The following is a 21112-nucleotide window of genomic DNA, read 5'->3' as shown; positions in this document are numbered from 1 at the left end:
CTCTAGACCCACATGAATTTCGTTTTGTATAATGACACGGTACCTTTAAGGCTATAGAAGATAGGAAGTGCTCAAGGATTGACTACTCAAATGGATGCAACAAACAAGCAATCAACTTTCGCGATTTGGAACAGCTTAATTAGCAACATTGTATTGACCGTCATGAAACTTACTGTTGGTTTGCTGTTTGGCAGCCAAGTTCTTATTGCAGATGGCGTTCATAACGCAGGAGATGTATTTGCAACTGCAGCAGCATTAGTCTCAATGATGATATCAAAGCGACCGCCGGATGAGGATCATCCGTATGGACACGGAAAAGCTGAGGTTATCGGAGCAGGGATTGTAGCGGTTGTACTTGTCCTTGCTGCGCTCTATATGGGCTATCACTCCGTAATGGCAATGATGGAACCGCCACATAAAGCAACACTGCTTGTCCTTATTGCAGCAGCCGTTTCACTCGTATGGAAACAGTGGCTTTATGTTTACACTATGCGAATTGGCAAAAATACGAATAGCAGCGGCTTAATCGCCACTGCATATGACCATTTAGCAGATGTATACGCATCACTGGCAGCAGTTATTGGTATTGCTCTAGCCATGTTAGGTGAACATTACAATATTCATTTTCTAAAATATGGAGATCCTTTCGCAGGAATCATTGTTGCTTATTTTGTCCTAAAGCTGGCCATTCAAATGGGGAAAACCTCTGTTGACGTATTAATGGAGAAAAATATTGATGAAGTGAGCATGGAGCAAATTTCAGAGCTCGTTAAGTCGATACCTGAAGTAAAGCGAATTGACCGAATAAGGGGTAGAGAGCACGGACATTACATTATTGTAGATGTAAGAGTAGGCATTCCGGCTGAATTAAGCGTACAAGAAGGCCATGACATTAGTAGAGAAATTAAACGTGTGATTCAGTCGCAAAATCCGATGGTGGAAGAGGTTCTTGTTCATTTAAATCCATGGTATATGGAAAACACTCAAAAAGAGTAAAGGTAGTTAAGCCGATACGAATGCAGAAAAACGGGTGCTGTGGCATCCGTTTTTTGTTTGTTTTTCAACAGGTTAAGAATGATAGAAGAATGAATGGTTCCACTCCGCTGTATACCTAAACGCAACAAAGGCTCGCGATTAGTCGTCTATCTTCTAATTGGAATATTTAGCATTTGGAGGGTATAGATGAAGAAACAATTAAAAGGCAAAGCCGTCGTAATCGTTATATTCATTGCTTGTTGCATTCCCTTACTTTTATGTTGGGGGTTGTATATCATCCTAAGTTCTCCGACGATGCACTAAATGACTCGAGATCTGTCATGATAAATAAATGATATTTTTGAGTTCAGTAAACTTCAGTTATAGGCATTCTTTATTACCCAAGCTGCGAATAAGTCGTTTATGATGTGTATTGTAGCTATCTTTATAGAAGGAGTGATGCGTTATGAGAAATCACCGGTTTCAAATGATCGATTTGTTCGAGAGGTCTATCACTTAGGGAAATCCGATAGATGGTTTTTCCTGAAATACAGGGAGGAATCCAGAAATGATTACATTAAAGGCATTAGACATTAGTAATTGGGAACAATGTGCACAGCTTAAACCAAAACCAGAGCAAGAAAAATATATCGCACCTAATATTTATTCGATCGCTGAAGTGCAATTTTTAAAAGGATTTGTAACGAGGGCGATTTACAATGATGAAGTTATGATTGGTTTTACAATGTTTGGGCTTGACCCAGACGATGGGAACTACTGGATTTATCGGTTTATGATTGATGGAGCATTTCAAGGACAAGGTCATGCTTCTAAAGCAATGCTGCTGGTTATTGATGAAATAAAAAATGCAAGTGACCGAACGGATGTTATTGTTCTTGGATATAAACCGGAAAATGAGCGAGCGAGGAAGCTTTACTCAAAAGCAGGTTTTAAAGAAGAAGGTTATGCTCCTTGGGGAGAAGTACTTGCGAAGTATAGTTTCAAGCAAGCTGTTCACAAGTAACAAAAATCAAATTTCAAATAGCAAAGGCTGCCGTCCTAAACGAGACGGCAGCCTTTGCTGAGTTCATATAAAAGAATCTTTAGGAATTATGATACCTAAATCATAATATCGATATGATTATTGCGGATGGATCGTTTAGTATAAGCATAGGAGTGTCGAAGCTGTAACCAGCTCTGATTTTCAAGAGGAGGAATTGTGATGTCCATGCCGACTAGCGATACATTGGCAAGAAAGAAAGTTAGAGCAATAATTACTGGTTCTACTGGAATGGTGGGAGAGGGGGTGCTCCATGAATGCCTTAATCACTCTGAAGTGGAGCAGGTATTAGTCATAAATCGCAAGCCATGTGGCGTAACCCATCCAAAACTAACAGAAATTATGTTACCGGACCTCTTTGATTTATCTAGTATTGAATCTAGGTTAATCGGCTACAATGCCTGTTTCTTTTGTCTAGGCGTATCGTCTGTAGGTATGAAAGAGGTTGAATACAGCAGAATTACATATGATTTAACCTTATATATAGCTAATCTGCTCTCCAAATTAAACACGGATATGACCTTTTGTTATGTAACCGCGGGAGGAACAGACAACACGGAACAGGGCAAAAGCATGTGGGCACGGGTGAAAGGGAAAACGGAAAATGATCTGCTGAAGCTGCCCTTCAAGGGAGCTTATATGTTTCGACCAGGCTACATACACCCGACAAAGGGATTAAAAAACGTACATCGCTTTTATGGGTTGTTAACTTGGCTGTACCCTGTATTGCGGCCTATTTTTCCGAAGCATGTCATTACGTTAAGAGAACTGGGCATAGCGATGATTCATATCGTAAACGATGGTTATGAGACTTCCATATTAGAGAGTAAAGATATGGCGAAGGCGGCTAGATTAAAATAAAGCTTTATGGATATTCAAACGAGAACAAAGCTGAATCCTTTGTGATGCGGCGATATGGTGGTCAAGTAGGGCCTGCGATTGAAGGTGATCAGGTTACATGAGCAAGCATGTTGTGTTGTTTACTATTTTAGGTTTATTTTCGATCTGGGGCTGCGTATATGTGGGTAGCCTTGCTCCTTCGCTTTGGAAGCAGAAAAATTTTAGAGGAGCCATTGGTGTAAGCATATTAGCGGGCATCACGTTAGTTGTTCCTGTTTTAGTCAGAATGATCGGAGAGGAATAAAAAAATAAGGCCTTTGCTAACTGCAGAGGCCTTATTTATATGGTTGCCGCAAATAAGTAAGCTGTTTCTTTATCCAGTTACAGCATCTACTCGTGATTGATCAGCATTAATGCATCGTTTGCATACTGTGATCGATGAGCCGTTTTTTGTCGCTCGCGGATAAAGCAATTTGATTCTAGTACGATTGCAAGTAGGGCAGGTGCCTCTGCCGCGTGATGGGAGGTTCCAAAGAGTCCGTCCTCTTTTTGATTTTGCCATCGATTATTCCTCCTTTCCGTTCAATTACTGGTTAAAACAATTTGTTTCAATAACTGTATTTTAATTCCTGTTCAGGTGGGTTTGATAGATAATAAATGACTATAATTAAACTGTTTCTTTTTTGTCGCCTATTTTCAAACTAGCAATGAGCAAAATGAAGATGATGATCATTAGCACGGCTAGCGCCGGAGCAAAGTTATCAAATAGATCGGATGTGAAACCGATAAATAGAGGGCCAATGGATCCTAATAAGTAACCGCCAAATTGCATGACAGCTGATAATGATGTCGCTTCTTCCGCACTTTTAGCCTCTTGAATTGGAATAAGGATTGCTAGTGGAAACAGACCGCCAGCACCAATACCTAGAAAAACAGCAGCAAACCATGGAGAAAAATGCAAAAGCAATAAAACAATTCCGATCAGTTCTGCAAGACCGCATACGAGCAGCCAAGTTTTTCTGCGGCCAGTTTTACTTACAAGCATTGGAATGAAGAAGCTAATAGGAATTTGAATAACAGTAAATAATGTAAGGACAAGACCGGATTGCGAATGGCTTAAACCTAACGATTGAGCAATGGGAGCGAGCCAAGCAGTTATCGAATAAAAAATAGCGGCCATACAACCAAAAAACAAGGTAAACAACTGTACACGTTTATTTTTGACGAACAAGGATGAGATCGGAATAACGGTACTATTTGTTCCTTTTTTCTTTAAAAGCGGGAGAAGCAATAGAGAAGCGGGCAGTGCTAGAATGCTCCAGAAGCTTAAAGAGTTCTGCCACGATTCATTTAGTTTATGGAATAACGGCACAGAGAAGCTGGACGCAATCGCAGCTCCAATGACCATAGCTACAGAATATACTCCTGTTATGCCCGGCTTATTTGGAAAGTGTTTTTTTATAAAGCCTGAGATTAATGGTCCTGCAATTCCAATTCCAATACCCGTGAATAGCGATGTAGTAATTAAGAAAAGACTGCTATTTGCGAATACACGAAGGGAAGTAGCTGTCAGGATCAAGAGCATAGCCGCAAGCAATGACTTTTCTATTCCTAAATGGGAATTCAGCTTTATCGCCAAAACAGCAAATATCCCCATACAAAGAACTGGCAGTGTCGTCATCAAACTTACGGTGACCCCGCTCATTCCTAAATTGGATTGAATAATATCAAATAATGGACCGACCGAAGTAATCGATGGTCTTAAATTCAAGGATACAAGAAATATAACTAAAATAAGATACATATAACGCATAGGAAACATCCCCTTCTTGGTTGTTGCACTCATTATAGTTTTGTATTTATAATAGTTCAATACTATATATTCTATAGAAACGATAGCATCAAACTATCATAAAAGAAGGGTTGTTACTATGGAGATTAGACAATTACAATACTTTCTTATGTTGTGCAATGAATTGCATTTCTCTGAAGCGGCATACAAATTAGGGATTTCACAACCGACGTTAAGTCAACAAATACGAGTGATGGAAGATGAGCTAGGCGTTCCTTTATTCGATCGGATTGGTAAAAAAACGGTTAAAACCGAGGCGGGAGAGCTTCTTGAAAGCTATGCTTTGAACATTGTTCAACAATTAGAAAACGCCAAAAAGGCGGTATCCGATCTTACCAATCTGGATGCTGGTCAATTGCGAGTAGCCGTGCTGCCATCGGATCTCGATTATCGTTTAACTTCATTGCTCGTTGATTTCCACAGGGAACTGCCAAATACAAAAGTTCAAGTGATACCGTCGATTGATATTTCAAATAAAGTGCTGAACAATGAGGTTGATATTGGTGTTGGTCTAGCGATTCAGTCAGATCCAAGGTTAACTCGCATTCCTTTCTATACCGAATCGTACAGCTTATACGTAAATAAAGAACATCATTTAGCGGCGCAGGATATTATTTTGCCAGAACAATTATTAGAGATCCCTTTTGTAATGTTCCCCAAAGGTTTTTATGGACGCGATTTAATTGACACATGGTGCAAAGAGCAAGAAATATCTATCCACACCATTATGGAGACAGGGTCTGTTACATCTTTGTTTCAGCTCGTAATAGAAGGAATTGGAGCTACCATACAACCAAGCCAATTGATTGAAAGCTTCCACTCGGTGAATATCCATGCGATTCCGATCAAACATTCACCGACGCGAGAGTTAGAAATTTTTTATCGCAATGATCGATATTTGAGTCGAGCAGCTAAAGTTTTTATGAAGAGATTGGAACAGTTTTTTTGAGGATGTAGTTGCAACTCCGTTTACTTTTATGTAAAAATTTAGATGTGGTTGATTGATATAGCTGAGGGGAGAGGATCATTTGAAAGAGGAAACCGTAATAGAACTGATCGAAGTAGCGCCATTTAAGGCGCTGGCAGTACGGACAGGAATGACGCCAGACAAGAGTGGAACAAGGGTGGCTTGGAGCAAGCTGGCGGAGCTAGTGCCGCTGGACGATGAGCGGCTGAATTCAGAACAATCAGCGTTTGTATTCATCCCGCAGCAGCAATGGGACAAGGAAGTGGATACACTTTGGGTCGGTCTTAAGGTTAAAGAGTTTGGCATCGTGCCCGAAGGCGTTGAAACGCTTGAAGTTAGCGGCGGACTGTGTGCTAGCGCTCGCGTGTATGGCGATGAGACGAGCATGTGGGGTGTTTATGAGAAGATGTTCTCCTGGCTGGAGCAGTCACCGGACTACGAGCTTGATAAACGTGATGGTGTACTCGGCATGGAGACGGTTCCGCTCAAGCCAATCAATGCGTTGACCATTCCTTATTCAGACATCAAAACCTTCGATTTCACGATGCTCTATCCCGTTCGGAAGAAGCTGATCAAGTAACAGCTATTGCTTTATTTGATATCACCGCTGTCTCTAATAATCACTTTAACGGTAAACTCTTGTTTTAGTTTCGGAAACCATACTGTTTTCCAGTTTTCGCTTTGATTCTCCGTCATCTTATTGCGGTAATATTGTCCCAGCCCCAATATATCTGATTTATGAGCTTGAAGTCTGCTGAGTAGATTAGAGTATCTCTTTATCATTAGTGTTTCAAGCGCTTTTTCAACCTCTGCATTCGTAGGGTTTCCCTTCTCTTCTTCAATAACGCCTATTAGTTTCATATGGCTCTTGATGTTTGGAGTGGAACCAGACCAACTCGCTTCATTGTGAACACGAGCGCTATCGATCATAACGGTTGCATTATTCATGAGTTCAACCGTTCCTCCTGAATATTGGCCTTGGTAAAGGTTGTAAATTAGAGTCTCTTCAATTGACATTTTCCCGACCATACGATCCCTGTTCATTATGGCAGAACCGAGGGACATGAAGGGCGTAGTAACCCCTTTCGCAATAATTGGGATTGCAGTATCCTCTGTTTGTACATACATTCCGCGGTAGGCTTCCCAAATGTGAATAATGGAAATATTCGGTGTCCAACCAGACTCCTTGCCAAAAAAATCATAAGCGGATAAACCGATATTCACCTTTTTCTTATCGTACATTAGCTGTGAGAAATCTCCAGATACAATAGCGACTAATGCTTTCGGTGAAATTTCTCTTGAACGGATAACAAACTCGATGGCATCTTTAATGCTTTTTCTTGCCGTATTTTCGCTTATGAGCAGCAGCTTTAAGTGCAATAAATCAACACTTTCCTCTGCCTGGGTTCGCAGAATATCAATGGCCTTGTCGATGGATTTGGCTTCTGCTTGCAGCGTTCTTGTTGTGTTGTTTTGTTGGCTTGGAATGCGTAAAAAAACTTGAACATTGCCCTCCTGGCCTTCCGTTATTCCCATAATGACAGGCAGCATACGTTTATTAATGTCTTTATTATTCCAGCAGCCTCCTAATACGGCGAAGCTGCAGCATAATAATATGAACGCAATAAGAGGCTTATATCTCATGCCAGCTTCCTCCTCTTTACCATACCCATAATGAAAATAGCTAAAGGTATCGCGAAAATACAGTAAAAGCGGAACCATGTATCCATATTGATGAGAACTTGAACAGAATTCCAAGTGGGAAGAAACCCTGCAAGCGCAACGACTGAAATAGCGAGAATGATCACGATGACGGGTATAGAGGAAATAAGATAAAGCTTTTGAATTATTTGGATCATCATCCAAAGTAGAAGAGCAGCATAAACAAAAACAGAAATGAGCGTACATGTAATAAAAAATAATGTTAGTCTATCAAACATAATCCAACTGATATCGATGGAATCCATGGATATGATGGTTGGGAATTGAAAGCGAGACGAGGTTTCGCGGCCGAATATAAAAAGCGGAATATAAACGAGAGCAATATAAAAAAATAGCAAACTCACATAAGTTAAAAAAATGGATTTGCTTTTTTTTAATATTGGATATTTATAGAGAGGGATAAATCCTAAGAACAAAAATCCAGAGTGTGCAATAAAACTCGAGTAAAAATCAGCGCTGGTCATGAAAGAAAAGGTTTTATCAAACAGCGGATAACCATTCTTTAAATCAAAATTGCCAAATGAAGTGAAAAATGAAAAGAGTGTCACAGGCATACAAATGATAAAAAGAATAAGAGTTGCTCTTATGATCGTAAGAATTCCTTTCCAAGCCGCATATAGAGGCACGAGTACCAATAATGCAAGTGACCATAGCGGGTATTCTGGAAGGAAGGTCACGGTCAGCATTTCGGAGTGAACCCGGAGAATGACACAAACATCGATAAAGAAGAACAGGAGCAACGGGGCAAGAATGAAGCGTGCAGCCCATTTTCCTGTTATTTTATTAAAAATATCGATAAGATCCATTTTTGGAAAACCAGCAAGACCTTTTAGATACAGCCACATTAAGATCCATTCCAACATAAATCCGATTAAAATAGGCTCCCAATGACCGCTTTTTGTAGACGCGATCGTTTTTTCAGGGAAAACTAAAAGAATGGTAGCAATATGAACTAAAAAAAATGTAGTTAATGGTGCGAATTTACTCATTAGAACCTCCAGATTTTATACTCGAGTTCACATACGGGTAGTGGAAAGTAGTCATACTTGATAAGTAAAAACAAATCCAGACGACCCCAACGAGCGTGCCTAGCAGGCCATAAACCGCGCTGATTAACAAAACAACGTATTTTAGGATTCGAATCATATACGCATTTTGGTAGCTGACTAACGTGAAATTGGCGATTGTTGTCGCAGCTAAAATAATGATTAATAAATTACTGACCAATTTTGCCTGAACAACGGCTTGGCCAAGTATAATTCCCCCTACCATCGTAGTGGTGGGTCCTATACTCTTTGGAAGTCTTATGCTCGCTTCGATAACCATCTCCAAAATACCAAGCATGAACAAAGCTTCGACGAGTGCGGGATAAGGTACACCTTCTCTGCTTAGTGCTACAGATAAAGCCAGTTGAATACGAAGAACCTCTGGATTGACCGCAACCAAGGCAACATAAAGACCTGGTGCTAGAAGGCTTACGAACAATCCGAGAATCCGTACCATGCGTATGGTAATCATATAAACGAATGGATAGTTGCGATCCCCTTGCATACTCCAAAGATCGGTCACAAAACCAGGCATAGCCATTGCAAAGGGGTGATGATCCAAAAAAATGATGATACGGCCTTCCATTAAATGCCGAACGGACTCTGAAGGAAGCTCAGTTGAAAGGAATGGAGGGACAAGGCTGTACTTTGGCAGTCCTAGCATTTTTGATAAATCTTGAATGCTTTCAATTTCAGTATCTTTATGTTTCTCCAAAAGAGAGTTGATATGGTTTACAAATTTTTTTTGAGACCTGCTTTTTATGTAAAACATGCTGATTTGGCGTGGATTAAACGAGCCTACTGAATAAGAACTGACGATTAAATGATTAGCTGTTATTTTGGATCGCAACATGCCGATATTCGTATTGATATCTTCCGTAAACGCATCGAATGATGATGATAGTACACTTTCAGTTTGAGGGGGGCTGATTGCTCGGGAGATTTGCGGATGCAATAAATTAAGCATTAAAATGGTGGAACCGTCTTCAGAAAAAAGGCCAATTCTCCCTCGTAATAATGATTGTGCGATCTCATCAAGAGATTTCACATAAGCCCCTCCAAAAGTAGAAAAAATCTGATCGAAAACATTGATCGATTCATTGGCATAGGGTTCGAGCAGAAGTAAAGAGTTTCTAGACTCATTAATGTTTACTAGAGATTCAAAATAGCAAAGTTGAATTTTTTTGTTATGAATGAGAAATTCCTCTTTGACGAAGTCTGAGCTTTCTTCGAAATATTGGTTTACTTGATCATATAAGTTCATGGATAATGGTTGATTCATGGTTTACCACCCCGTAGTTAAGGCCCTCCATAAAGCGGAGGGCCTTTGGCTGTTGTTTAGAAGTTGCGTTGACCTAATTGTTGTTCAGCAATTTGGACGAGCTTCTTCGTAATATATCCACCGATTGAGCCTGCATCACGAGTCGATAAATTACCGTTATAACCATCTTGCGAGAACTGTACACCTAATTGCTGTGCTGCCTCTGTTTTCATTTGAGAAATGGCTTGTCTTGCTTGCGGTACGACTAAAGTATTCGAACTTCTTCTGCTCATGTTTTATCACTCCTTCATGGGATGTAAGGTTATTATGGTTTGTAAATTGTAAATGTATGCAAGTTTAAAAACAGATTTTTCGGAAAAATTACAATGCTTATAAAGATGAGTATAATGAGTATTGCATTGATGCGGAAAATGGCATTTCATACACAAATAAAAAGCTTAGGAGTGATGGTTTGTGAAAGGTGAGAAAATATATCTGTCTCCATTAGAAATAAAGGATACCGAAGAGCTGCTTGCAATTAGACGAAGGAATTTTCAATTTTTTCAGCCATTTGAGCCTATAAGGCCAGAGCATTATTTTACGATCGAAGAACAGAAAAAAATGATTGAATCAAGCCTGCAAGCTGCGGCTAATGATCAAGGTTTTGTGTTTGGCGTGTTTCTTAACGAGTCGAATAAGCTTATAGGGAGAATCGAATTATCAGGCATCGCGCGAGGCCCTTTTCAAAATGCGTATCTGGGTTACTTCCTTGATCAAGAGCATAACGGCAAAGGTTATGCGACTGAAGCCGTATCATTAGGTGTCAAATTTGCGTTTGATCAAATCGGCTTGCATCGTATTCAAGCTGGAGTGATGCCAAGAAACTTGCCATCAGTCCGAGTCCTTACGAAAGCTGGCTTTAGATTCGAAGGACTTTCCACTAAATATTTGAAAATTAATGGCGTTTGGGAAGACCATGCGATTTATGCGATTATTACTGAGGATAGGGATGCTGCTCAGTAGAAATCCATCAAATAAAATGGGATTGAAAAGAGAAAATGATCCGCTTAGCTGAACCTTATTTTTGGGAAATGTTTCAAATTCGCATAGGGTGTGTATTAGCCTAATAGAATGAATTTAAACAAACAAAGAATGGGGTAGTGATGTTCAATGAAAAAAATGTGTTCACTTATGCTAAGTTTGTTTCTGGTAGCCGTTGTTATTGCAGGAACAAGTGGAGGAACCACCGCAGAAGCCGCTGTCAAAAAAGAGTATCTTGAAATTTCAAAAAACGTCGTCTATTACGGACAATTGAAAAACGGCAAACCGCATGGAAAGGGAACAATGTCCTGGTACCAAACAAAAACGTATTCAGGTGATTGGGTGGACGGCAAACGAAGCGGGCTTGGTAAATTTGTGAGCAGATCTACAAGCGAAGGCACAGAAATTACATACGATGGCGCTTGGAAAAACGATATTAAATCAGGCAATGGTTCATTGAATACGAAGATTATCCGCTCGGATGGCAGTGTACAATCTCATAAGATCCAATTCGGTCAGTTTACGAATGACAAATTCACAGCAGGATATTCCGTATTGCATGTGAAAGATGAGCCAGCATATAGCTTTAACTACAAAGATGCAACGATGAATCTTCAAGTGATCGGTACGAATGTGAAGATGAAGGAAGCATGGAAAAATGGTACTTTCTCAACCATTCAGTTTATGAAGGGCAAAGTGATGAAGCATTACGCTGTCGCATTCAACGAAAACCCTTCTTTGGTAAAACAGAACAAAGCGACACTTAAATATTTACAAGGCATTCAATCACAAGTAAACACGCATTTGATTAAGTTTGAAAGCTTAGCTAAGCGGGTGCCTTTGGCTTAATGCATAATAGATTTTAAGCGGATGGCTCCTTATTCGAAGGGGCCATCCTTTTTTTAATCTTCCTTCACGTTTGTCAAGTACTACAGAAACATGGTACTAGGTGGATGGTGGGGTGTTGTGTATAGTTAATTTATCCATACAACGCGTGGAAAAGGTACTTCAGGAGGGTGAATAGTTGCTGTGAATACGACAGTAATAAGAAATGGTGAGCTGCAATGGAAAGCATCCATCCTGAAGCAGCATGAAACATATGCCTATCAAGCGGCTTATTATTTGCTTGAAGATGAGTTCCTTGCAGCCAAAGCAGCGATGGATACACTTGCAGCATTGATTCGTGATGAAGCTTTTTTTGTTAAGGAAGCCGTGCTTCAGCAGAAGCAATTGAAACAATTGGTTATGAAAATATCGCTGGGCATTAAAGCTTCACACCTGCAAACTTCAATTTAACAATATAACAATAAACCTCAAGCTTATGCTTCACTCTCCTCGTTATTTGTTCTAAATCAAATCAATTCTACGCCAAGTCCAATTTGGATTTTTTCTCTCCCTGCCGTTAAAGCTCATTTTCGTAATCAACTCTGATATGATATAGTTTTTATGTAAGATAAAGACAATTCATGCAGGAGGATGTGGCAGTATGATCATAGACTTGACGCATATGATTCATGAAGGGATGCCGGTATTTCCGGGGCACAAAGAGACGACTCTGGTGCAAAGCAGTCATTTTCAAAGTGATGGGTACAATAACCACCAATTATCGATTAATATGCATGCAGGCACTCATATCGACGGCCCGATGCACTTATTGGACATTCAGAAATATATGACAGAAACCTCAGTCGAGCAATTTGTTGGAGATGGCGTGCTGCTGGATGTAACTGGAGCTGCAGTAGTCGATTACAAAGAAGAGTACGAAACACGTATTCATGAGGGACAGATCGTTATTTTACATACTGGGCACGGCGATTTTTATGGGAAACCTTATTATTTCAGCGATTATCCGGTTTTGACCGCCGATTTTGTTGATTTGCTTATTCGAAAAAAGGTGAAAATGATCGGTTTAGATACACCTTCGCCTGATCGCTATCCTTTTTCGATTCATAAAAGCTTGTTTGGCAGCAATATTTTTATTATAGAAAATTTAGCGAATGTGAAGCGGCTGATTGGCATTCAAGCTTTTGAAATTATAGCATTGCCGCTCCTTATTCAAGCGGACTCATCCATAGCACGAGTGATCGCACGCGTAAAAGAATAACGATATAATGAGACGTAAAGCAAGCCCAAGCTTTCAACTAAAACGAAGGAGGATGATGTTTTTATGGATATTATTTATCATGGACACTCTTGTATTCAATTGATCGCGGGGGATAAATCGCTTATTATCGATCCCTTTCTGAGAGGCAATCCGCTTGCTACTACGAAAGCGGAGGAGATAAAGACGGATGCCGTACTCCTCACTCATGCTCATATGGACCATATTTTAGATGCGGATCAGATTGCATTAAACAATGATGCTCCTGTTGTGGCGAACCCGGAGCTCGCGGCTTATATGTCATGGAAGGGTGTAAAAACGATCGGCATGAACATTGGCGGAACGTTAGATTTGGGATTTGCCAAAGCTAAAATGGTACAAGCGTTCCATTCCTCAGGGATCGTTGTCGAAGAGGACAAAACCATTTTGTACGGTGGCATGCCTGCCGGTTACATTGTAAATATGGAACAACTAAATGTTCTTCATACAGGTGATACCGCTTTATTTGGCGATATGAAAATGATTGGTGACCGTCATTCGATCGATATCGCTTTTATTCCGATTGGCGATCATTATACGATGGGGATAGATGATGCGCTGCAAGCGGCAATATGGTATAACGCGAAGCTGGTTGTGCCTGTACATTACAATACTTTTCCTGTCATTCGCCAAGAGGCTGAAAGCTTCGTGCAGCAGCTGCAAGACAGAGGGATTAACGGAAAAGTTCTGAAACCAGGCGAGAAAATGACGGTATGACTAGGCATGTAATTTACATTGTCACATGTGTTCTTATAATCGTAATGTCAGTGTGTTTTCTTTGGTACGCGCTATGGGATGCGAGTCAGCCCAAAACCGGACCTGTTGGCAACGGCGTTCATATGCCTACTTTCCAAGACTTATGGCCGATATACAGTATGATGGCAATGGGTGTTTTGAATTTGCCCGTGGCCATTATGCGTTATTTGGAATATAAGAAGACGCAAGAGAAAGATGATGTAATGAAATAAGGCGTTTGAGAGTAAAAAGGATTGACAGCGATTTCACGTTTTGTGTATGATGTACCTGTTAACGCGTGTTCATAATGTTCAAAACAACATAGAAATAAGTCCTATTTAAGAAATAGGATTTATTTTTTAATATATATAAACACGTGTTCACAAAAGGGATGCCGTGATAGAAGTGAATGCAGATTTTAGAAATTATACTTATATAAGGCGGTAGATATGAGATGGAAGCTGCACAAGAATCCCGAAATAATGAAGAGCGCACATTAGTCAGTTTGCTTGAAAAGATCGATGTGAAAACTGGCGAACGCAAAGTTTTGGCTGAATTTAATCATTTAATTGAAGCGCCAAACTGGACCAAAGACGGCAACCATCTTATTTATAACAGCGGAGGTTTGCTCTACACCTTTGAGCTAGCAACTGGGGAAAGCAAGCTGATCGAATCGGGGTATGCCAATCATTGCAACAATGATCATGTATTGTCACCTGACAATACACAATTAGCGGTAAGCCATCATACGCAGGAAGATGGAAGATCACGAATTTATATATTTTCATTATCTGAAGGTTTGCCTGCCCTAATTACACCGTTAGCACCAAGCTATTTGCACGGTTGGTCTCCTGACGGCGCCTCGCTCGCTTACTGTGCAGAAAGGAATGGTCAGTACAACATTTATACGATACCGGCTCACGGCGGGATTGAAGCACAGCTGACCGATACGACTGGTCTAGATGATGGACCGGAATATTCGCCGGACGGCCTACATATTTGGTTCAATTCGACAAGATCTGGCTTGATGCAAGTATGGCGCATGAACGTCGATGGAAGCGAGCAGACTCAAATGACATTTGATGAGAGCAATAATTGGTTTCCACATGTGTCTCCCGATGGTGAATCCGTTGCTTATATTACTTACCGCAAGGGTGATGTTGAGCCGAACGATCATCCTGCCAATAAAGATGTTGAAATTCGTCTAATGCCAAGCAAAGGCGGACCACATGCTGTCATTGCTGAATTATTTGGCGGTCAGGGCACAATCAATGTGAACTCTTGGTCGCCGGATAGCCGCGAGCTCGCTTTTGTTAGCTATAAATTTATATAATTATTTTTGTTTGAAGGAGCGAATCCATACATCATTTAGAACGAATATATGCTTATAGTAGCATGACAATATTCCTGCTCTTCTCACTAACCGTGAAGGAGCGGGATTTTTGTTGTGAAATATTTTTTTTCGACTTCTTACTTCGACAACGTTTTATTATTCATGAAGCTATACTAAACAGGTGCTATTTTATTGACAGCGGAGGGTTGCTCATGACTAATTCGAATTTCAGAAAGCGGATAGTTTGGTTCATTAACAGTGAGAGCGAACGAGTGTTAAGTAATTTGAAGAGCGGGGCAGTTAATAAAGAGAATGCATTAGGAAGCTTTAACACGCTGTATCAGATCGCTTCATCAACAAGAGATACGGATACGATGGTAAGCTTGTGCGAAATGATCGACAAGGTAAGAGAATCGAATCATCGATCTGGATTATTTCATTTTACTGAGATGCGCAAAGGATCATTTTATTGACTCTCTATCGTTTTCATAGGCGATTTCAAAGAAAAGAGACCGATTCCGGTCTTTTTTTGTTGATTCAATTATTTTCTGCGGGGTAAGTATTATTTAAGAATACTCATAAAACGAAGCTGAAGGGAGCACTGAGCATGAATAAACCTACAAAAAAACTTAATAAATTGCTTTTGATAACGATGATGAGCATCGTTGTTATTTTCACCGCTTCCGCTTGCAATAATGATAAGGATGTTAATAACAATGGCAACAGCAACGTAATTGAAGACGGCGCCAATAACACCCCTGATACGACGGATGATGCCATAACAAACGATGATGCTACAACACCTTAAATACGCATTTCTATGTAAAAGTGAACTAAGAGAGAGCCTCTGAAAGAAGGCTCTCTTTGTCTTTCAACTATTTTTTTGATTTTTTCTTTTTTGCTCTCGAAATATAGGATCTCTCGCTTTTATGGCGTTTATGCGAACGGTTTGATCTGTTTTCTTGTTCGCCACCTACTTGATTTTCATCAACATAGCAGTATTGATAAAGGTGTTTTTCACAAGGAACACAGTGATGACGTGTAACAACGTTTACTTGGTGAACTACCTCTACGATTTGTGGATGGAAAACATCTCTGGTAACCGTTACTGGAGGATCATATACCCGGACTGTCGGACAAAATGGTCTGCAAGACAATATTGTCAGCTCCTTTCCTAGTAGTCTTCTATACAATATGAAACTCCCTTATACAATGCTTGTGCCACTGCCTTGCGAGACAAATGAGGATAGAGAAGCGCTAGGTTAATTCAATGGTTCGATCAAAAAAAACTAGAGATTGGACTTCTGATTGAAGTCTGATAATATGGGAGCAAGGCCTCTACTCTTAGAGGCCTATATTTTTATAAGGAGGAAGCAGCAAATGATGCGAATCATCGTCCAAACCTTGCCGCTGCGCAATACGTCTTTAGGGGGTGAAGTATACTATGAACCATAGTCTCCCCTTAGATACCCTTAGAGATCAACTAAGGCTTCAGCTCGTAGTTTTGGGTGAAGAGAAGCAAGCTTTTCTTGATGCACATGCGCCCAAACAGGAGTCAGAGCGTAAGCAAATCTATCAATTTATTACCGAATATGTACAGTTTGTCGAGAAAGAGCTGAAATCATCGGATGAGCGATTGCCATCAACCGTATTTATAGGCTGCGAGGTTACCATTTCTTATTTGGATGACGCTACCTCAGATACGTTCAAAATTGTTTATCCCCATGACGCAGATCCGGAGCAGAATAACATTTCGTTCCTCTCTCCTGTCGGAAGACAGCTGCTGATGAGCCGCATAGAAGATATTATATCGGTTGAGACGCCAGCTGGAGCTATGCGAATGCGAATGCTTCATATTCAATAGCACTAGAAAAAAACCGCTGAAGCTATAGCTTCAGCGGTTTTTTTAGTATGCTTTCTATCATTCTGAGAGGCAGAATTAACCTCTATTATTTTGAAGTCTGATCACGTTCCAAGATGCTTTGCCGAGCATCGCTTTAACGTTTCCATTATCAGCTTTGGCAGTGCCGCGGTTATGAGGTACGACGTTGCTTGGGTTCGTTTTCGTATTATTTGCTTTCAAGTCATCATGCTCCAGAACGATATGCTCGATAATGCTTACATCGCCGAAGCTGCGCACATCTACATCAAGCTCAAGTCCTTCGGACAAATGACGATTGACGGCGAAAATAGTAATTTCACCTAGCTCCTCATTGAAAACGCTGATTGCTTCTAAATAAGGAACGTCAGTGAAATCCTTGGAATCGTATTTCGGTGATGAAATAATCGGATGAAGCACGGTTCCTCTTCCATAGACGGAAGCGTGAAGATAAGGATAATAGGTCGTTTGCAGCCATAATGGCCCGCCGGTCTCTGTCATTATTGGAGCGATGACATTAATCAGTTGAGCAATACATGCCATTTTTACGCGGTCTGCGTGTTTGAGCAGCGTAATCAGGAAACAGCCTACAGCCAGTGCATCCTCAAGTGTATACACATCCTCGAATTCAGGTGGAGCTACTTGCCAAAGCTCTTCTGCTCGGCTTGTTCCGATCGAGTTCCATACATTCCACTCATCAAGCGAGAGCATCAGCTTTTTCTTGCTCCGTTTCTTTGCCTTCATATAATCGCAAATGGCTGTTACGCTGTAAATGAACTGATCCATATCAAGCGATTTTGCCAAGAAGTTGGAGGAATCGTTTTCGTTATTGTTGTAATACGTATGAAGCGATAGGAAGTCCACTTGATCATAAGTAAGGTCAAGCACGGTTGCTTCCCACTCCGCGAAAGTGCTCATGCCGCTGGAAGAGCTGCCACAAGCAACAAGCTCGATGGATGGATCGACCCAGCGCATTGCTTTGGCCGTTTCATTCGCAAGTCTTCCATATTCCACTGCAGTTTTTGCCCCGATTTGCCAAGGTCCGTCCATCTCATTCCCTAAGCACCATGTTTTAAATTTATGAGGCTCTTTATAGCCATGTGAAATGCGAAGATCACTGTAGTAAGACCCTGATGGATGGTTACAATATTCAACAAGGTTTCTAGCCGCATCAATGCCGCGTGTTCCAAGATTTACAGCCATCATCACTTCTGAGCCGACAAGCTTCGCCCAATCTGCAAATTCGTTTGTTCCTACTTCATTCGTTTCTGTTGTCCACCATGCAAGATCAAGAAGACGCTTGCGTTCGGATTTAGGCCCGACGCCATCCTCCCAATTATAGCCGGATACAAAATTTCCTCCTGGATAACGTATAATTGGCACATTCAAAGAGCGAATGGCCTCCAACGCATCGCTGCGGAAGCCGTTCACATCTGCGGTAGGATGGCCGGGCTCGTAAATTCCCCCGTATACCGCTCTGCCTAAGTGCTCAATGAATGATCCATAGAGCCGTGGGTCGACTGCGGAAAGTGTGAAGTTTTTATCAATATGCATGGTAGATTTCATAGACATGAATAATTTTCCTCCTAGTTGAATTAATGTATTAACTAATTCATATTTGTTGATTTAATATCTAATATTTATCATAATAAATAAATACATTCAATACGATTGTTGTGAATTGCTTTAGGATTAACTAAATTACTAATTGTAAAAGCAGGTGAGTTTCACATGTATTTATCAACCGATGCAGCTTCGCTGCGTGTATACGAAGCGCTTGCGAGCGAAGTGCGCTTGCAAATTATTGATTTGCTGAACAACAAAGAGATGCATATAAAGGAGCTTGCTGCAGAGCTGTATTTGAGCAGTGCAATTGTAAGCACCCACGTCAACAAGCTGCAAAATGCCGGCCTAGTTAGTTATAGGATGCGCAGAATAAATGGAGGGACTTATAAATATTGCTCCTTGTCGACGGAGTATCTCCAAGTTAAACTGTCTAAATATGCAGAGAGTTCTACAAAATATAAGGAAGTATCCATGCCGGTTGGTCATTATACGGATATTGAAGCCGCTCCGACCTGCGGCATTGCATCGACGGAGAAGATGATCGGGCATTATGACATGCCCGCTTATTTTATGGACCCTGAGCGTGTTCAAGCAGGGATTTTATGGTTCACTAGAGGTTTTGTTGAATACAAAATTCCTAATTATTTATTTAAGGATCAGGTCGTACAGGAAATTGAAATATCATTTGAAATTGGATCAGAGGCACCCTATGTCAATGAGAATTGGCCGTCAGATATTCAATTTACTTTGAATGAGCAAAAGCTTGGCATGTGGACGAGTCCTGGCGACTTTGGCCGGATGAGAGGCCGTTATTCACCAGATTGGTGGCATTTTGACGTTAATCAGTATGGCCTATTAAAGGTGCTTCGAATAAATAAAAAAGGTTCCTTTATCGATGGTCAGCAAATTTCTGATATGACGATTGATGATGTATCATGGAATCGTTCGCAGTGGACATTCCGCATAAGTGCGGATGATACGTCGCAGGGCCGCGGCGGTCTCACCCTTTATGGAAAAGGTTTCGGGAATTACGACCAAGATATTGTTATTCGCATCTATTATGAATGATTGCCTTCTTATTTGACAGAAAAAATGACGGGGATGGCGGAGGTTTACGAATGGAAATTTCATGTCGTGTTGTTATTGTAGATGACGAACTATTAGTCAGGCAGGGAATTAAGCATCTGTTAAATTGGGAGCAGGAGGGCTTCCAGATTGTTGGAGAGGCATCCAATGGAAAAGAAGCGCTTGAGCTGATTGAGCGCGTCGAGCCTCATATTGTGATCACGGATATCGTTATGCCTGTTATGGGCGGAGAAGAGTTAACTCGTGCAATAAAGGCAAGATATCCAGAGATTGAAGTCATCATATTGAGCAGTTATGGCGAGTTTGATTATGTGAGATCGACCTTTCAAAGCGGCGTAGTTGACTATATTTTAAAACCTAAGCTTGAAGCTATTCAGCTATTAGACACGGTGAAACGAACGGCGCAAAAAATTCCGTCTCTGAAGCTAATGGAATCAACTAACGAGGCTTTATCCGTTAAACATATTGTAGAGAAGCTAATGTCCGGTTACGAAATCGATGTGGATGACCATGTCCTTGCAGAAGCATTTCCTCATAACAGCTATCGGCTGATTGGGGCAGATTTGAAGTCTCTGAACAGCATGAGCAGAGAAAGATATGATGATTCCTATTGGGTCGACAAAATGAAAGCGGTGCTCAGCAGCGAATGTCCGCAGGCGGTTTATTTTGCACTGCCGGTAGAACCTAATATGGCTACGCTACTTGTCAATATGGATCAAAGCGAGCAACATAGCTTGGTAAGAGCAGGCAGAGAGCTTGCTGCTTGGTCGGGAGAGCGGCTGAATGAGATTGGATGGACGATCGGTGAGACGTTTGATGATTTGAGACAGCTTGGCTCGAACTACAAGAACAGTTTTCTGAAATTAAACTCCTACCGTTACTTTCTTCCGTCCGCCAATCGTTTGATCGTACATGGCGAGCTTCCAAAAACCTCGGATGAAATTGATGTCTTCAACATGAATCAATTTACAGAGCTTTTGAACAGACGGCAGTTCGATGAAGCGTTTGGCGAGCTGCTCAATTATGTGAATAGCCGTTCAAGCCAATATAAAACCGATGTTTTCGAGTTTAAGTCCTTCTTAGGCAATGTCATTTTCAATATAACGATTTTACTGGGCCGCCTGGACCCCGCGATGAAAAAACTAGATGAAACGAAGTATGCCTATTTCAAATCCATTGGTGAATCTTCTCATGTTAACGAGGCAGCTGCGCTCTTACAAGCGTTTATTAACGAAGTGAATGACGTGTTTCAGGTGAGGGGAGCAGCAAGCAGCAATCCGAATATGACGCTGCTGCTGCAATTTATTCGGGAGAACTATGCTGAGCCGCTTAGTCTGACGGAGATCGCCAAGCATTTTCATTTTAATCCATCGTATTTATCTAGTTATTTCACCGCGCATAATAAAGAAGGCTTTAGTGAATATTTGAATAAAATCAGAGTGGAGAAAGCGGCTGAGCTGCTGCAGCAAGACGCTGCGTCCATATCTGAGATTAGCGGCATGGTTGGTTATTCAGATCACAGTTATTTCACGAAAGTATTTAAGAAGCTGACAGGTCTGTCGCCTAGTCATTATAGAAAACAATACTTGGGCAAGAAGAGGGATTAGGT

The 21112-nt window shown here is 40.9% G+C and carries 25 protein-coding genes; 18 read left to right on the top strand and 7 right to left on the bottom strand.

The window, feature by feature from the left end; genetic code table 11:
• Window positions 1-90 precede the first annotated feature (90 nt).
• The 4 genes from ACIFSR_RS28920 to ACIFSR_RS28905 all read left to right on the top strand — a co-directional run bounded on the left by ACIFSR_RS28920 (window position 91) and on the right by ACIFSR_RS28905 (window position 3179).
• Entirely contained in the window at window positions 91-996 is a 906-nt protein-coding gene (locus ACIFSR_RS28920; RefSeq protein ID WP_339209571.1) for a cation diffusion facilitator family transporter, read from the top strand.
• Between the two features lie 547 nt (window positions 997-1543).
• Window positions 1544-1999, top strand: coding sequence for a GNAT family N-acetyltransferase (locus ACIFSR_RS28915; RefSeq protein WP_339208471.1), 456 nt, complete (start codon window positions 1544-1546; stop codon window positions 1997-1999).
• A 198-nt stretch (window positions 2000-2197) separates the two neighbouring features.
• Window positions 2198-2896, top strand: coding sequence for an epimerase (locus ACIFSR_RS28910; protein WP_339208472.1), 699 nt, complete (start codon window positions 2198-2200; stop codon window positions 2894-2896).
• A gap of 97 nt (window positions 2897-2993) precedes the next feature.
• Window positions 2994-3179: a hypothetical protein gene (locus ACIFSR_RS28905; RefSeq protein WP_339208473.1), complete on the top strand. Its 186-nt coding sequence runs from the start codon at window positions 2994-2996 to the stop codon at window positions 3177-3179.
• Window positions 3180-3248: 69 nt separating this feature from the next.
• Here ACIFSR_RS28905 and ACIFSR_RS28900 read toward each other — a convergent pair whose 3' ends face one another.
• Together ACIFSR_RS28900 and ACIFSR_RS28895 are read right to left on the bottom strand one after the other, a co-directional pair.
• Entirely contained in the window at window positions 3249-3437 is a 189-nt protein-coding gene (locus ACIFSR_RS28900) for a hypothetical protein (RefSeq protein WP_339208474.1), read from the bottom strand.
• A 105-nt stretch (window positions 3438-3542) separates the two neighbouring features.
• Window positions 3543-4688 (bottom strand): CynX/NimT family MFS transporter, encoded by a 1146-nt coding sequence (locus ACIFSR_RS28895; protein WP_430061828.1) that lies wholly within the window; start codon window positions 4686-4688, stop codon window positions 3543-3545.
• 118 nt (window positions 4689-4806) lie between these two features.
• On the opposite strand from ACIFSR_RS28895, the gene ACIFSR_RS28890 reads away from it, so the two are divergent.
• The gene (locus tag ACIFSR_RS28890; RefSeq protein WP_339208478.1) at window positions 4807-5676 is read left to right on the top strand and encodes a LysR substrate-binding domain-containing protein; all 870 of its coding nucleotides are present in this window, start codon (window positions 4807-4809) and stop codon (window positions 5674-5676) included.
• 79 nt (window positions 5677-5755) lie between these two features.
• Window positions 5756-6274 (top strand): GyrI-like domain-containing protein, encoded by a 519-nt coding sequence (locus ACIFSR_RS28885; protein ID WP_430061825.1) that lies wholly within the window; start codon window positions 5756-5758, stop codon window positions 6272-6274.
• Between the two features lie 11 nt (window positions 6275-6285).
• Here the strand turns inward: ACIFSR_RS28885 and ACIFSR_RS28880 are convergent, their stop codons facing one another.
• From ACIFSR_RS28880 to ACIFSR_RS28865, 4 genes are all read right to left on the bottom strand, one after another.
• Entirely contained in the window at window positions 6286-7338 is a 1053-nt protein-coding gene (locus ACIFSR_RS28880) for a Ger(x)C family spore germination protein (protein WP_430061821.1), read from the bottom strand.
• Entirely contained in the window at window positions 7335-8405 is a 1071-nt protein-coding gene (locus tag ACIFSR_RS28875; protein WP_430061818.1) for a GerAB/ArcD/ProY family transporter, read from the bottom strand. Before ACIFSR_RS28875 ends, ACIFSR_RS28880 begins: the two co-directional genes overlap by 4 nt.
• Complete coding sequence (locus tag ACIFSR_RS28870) at window positions 8398-9726, bottom strand: spore germination protein (RefSeq protein ID WP_430061815.1); 1329 nt, start codon at window positions 9724-9726, stop codon at window positions 8398-8400. Before ACIFSR_RS28870 ends, ACIFSR_RS28875 begins: the two co-directional genes overlap by 8 nt.
• Window positions 9727-9800: 74 nt before the next feature.
• Window positions 9801-10016 (bottom strand): alpha/beta-type small acid-soluble spore protein, encoded by a 216-nt coding sequence (locus ACIFSR_RS28865; RefSeq protein WP_339208485.1) that lies wholly within the window; start codon window positions 10014-10016, stop codon window positions 9801-9803.
• Between the two features lie 181 nt (window positions 10017-10197).
• Between ACIFSR_RS28865 and ACIFSR_RS28860 the strand changes: the two genes are divergently transcribed.
• The 10 genes from ACIFSR_RS28860 (at window position 10198) to ACIFSR_RS28815 (ending at window position 16836) form a co-directional block, all read left to right on the top strand.
• Window positions 10198-10746: a GNAT family N-acetyltransferase gene (locus ACIFSR_RS28860; RefSeq protein ID WP_430061811.1), complete on the top strand. Its 549-nt coding sequence runs from the start codon at window positions 10198-10200 to the stop codon at window positions 10744-10746.
• 147 nt (window positions 10747-10893) lie between these two features.
• The gene (locus ACIFSR_RS28855; protein WP_339208489.1) at window positions 10894-11613 is read left to right on the top strand and encodes a hypothetical protein; all 720 of its coding nucleotides are present in this window, start codon (window positions 10894-10896) and stop codon (window positions 11611-11613) included.
• A 180-nt stretch (window positions 11614-11793) separates the two neighbouring features.
• Complete coding sequence (locus ACIFSR_RS28850; protein WP_339208490.1) at window positions 11794-12060, top strand: hypothetical protein; 267 nt, start codon at window positions 11794-11796, stop codon at window positions 12058-12060.
• A gap of 190 nt (window positions 12061-12250) precedes the next feature.
• Window positions 12251-12868: a cyclase family protein gene (locus tag ACIFSR_RS28845; RefSeq protein WP_339208492.1), complete on the top strand. Its 618-nt coding sequence runs from the start codon at window positions 12251-12253 to the stop codon at window positions 12866-12868.
• 63 nt (window positions 12869-12931) lie between these two features.
• Window positions 12932-13621, top strand: coding sequence for a metal-dependent hydrolase (locus ACIFSR_RS28840; RefSeq protein ID WP_339208493.1), 690 nt, complete (start codon window positions 12932-12934; stop codon window positions 13619-13621).
• A complete protein-coding gene (locus ACIFSR_RS28835; RefSeq protein ID WP_430061807.1) occupies window positions 13618-13872 on the top strand; it encodes a hypothetical protein in 255 nt (84 codons plus the stop codon). The genes ACIFSR_RS28840 and ACIFSR_RS28835 overlap by 4 nt, the downstream gene beginning before the upstream one ends.
• A gap of 221 nt (window positions 13873-14093) precedes the next feature.
• A complete protein-coding gene (locus ACIFSR_RS28830) occupies window positions 14094-14972 on the top strand; it encodes a TolB family protein (RefSeq protein WP_430061805.1) in 879 nt (292 codons plus the stop codon).
• 212 nt (window positions 14973-15184) lie between these two features.
• Window positions 15185-15445 (top strand): hypothetical protein, encoded by a 261-nt coding sequence (locus ACIFSR_RS28825; protein WP_076270117.1) that lies wholly within the window; start codon window positions 15185-15187, stop codon window positions 15443-15445.
• A 134-nt stretch (window positions 15446-15579) separates the two neighbouring features.
• Window positions 15580-15780 (top strand): hypothetical protein, encoded by a 201-nt coding sequence (locus ACIFSR_RS28820; RefSeq protein ID WP_339208498.1) that lies wholly within the window; start codon window positions 15580-15582, stop codon window positions 15778-15780.
• Window positions 15781-16416: 636 nt separating this feature from the next.
• A complete protein-coding gene (locus tag ACIFSR_RS28815) occupies window positions 16417-16836 on the top strand; it encodes a GreA/GreB family elongation factor (RefSeq protein ID WP_076270114.1) in 420 nt (139 codons plus the stop codon).
• Between the two features lie 75 nt (window positions 16837-16911).
• Here ACIFSR_RS28815 and ACIFSR_RS28810 read toward each other — a convergent pair whose 3' ends face one another.
• A complete protein-coding gene (locus tag ACIFSR_RS28810) occupies window positions 16912-18423 on the bottom strand; it encodes an alpha-N-arabinofuranosidase (protein WP_430061802.1) in 1512 nt (503 codons plus the stop codon).
• Window positions 18424-18582: 159 nt separating this feature from the next.
• Between ACIFSR_RS28810 and ACIFSR_RS28805 the strand changes: the two genes are divergently transcribed.
• Together ACIFSR_RS28805 and ACIFSR_RS28800 are read left to right on the top strand one after the other, a co-directional pair.
• Window positions 18583-19485, top strand: coding sequence for an ArsR/SmtB family transcription factor (locus tag ACIFSR_RS28805; RefSeq protein ID WP_430061800.1), 903 nt, complete (start codon window positions 18583-18585; stop codon window positions 19483-19485).
• 50 nt (window positions 19486-19535) lie between these two features.
• Window positions 19536-21110, top strand: a complete 1575-nt coding sequence (locus tag ACIFSR_RS28800; protein WP_430061798.1) for a response regulator transcription factor — start codon at window positions 19536-19538, stop codon at window positions 21108-21110.
• Window positions 21111-21112 lie beyond the last annotated feature (2 nt).

The organism is Paenibacillus sp. NRS-1760, assembly GCF_050467785.1.
Taxonomy (GTDB): Bacteria; Bacillota; Bacilli; order Paenibacillales; family Paenibacillaceae; genus Pristimantibacillus.
Note: the sequence above shows the minus strand (reverse complement) of the source record. Positions and strands in the feature narration are given on the sequence as shown.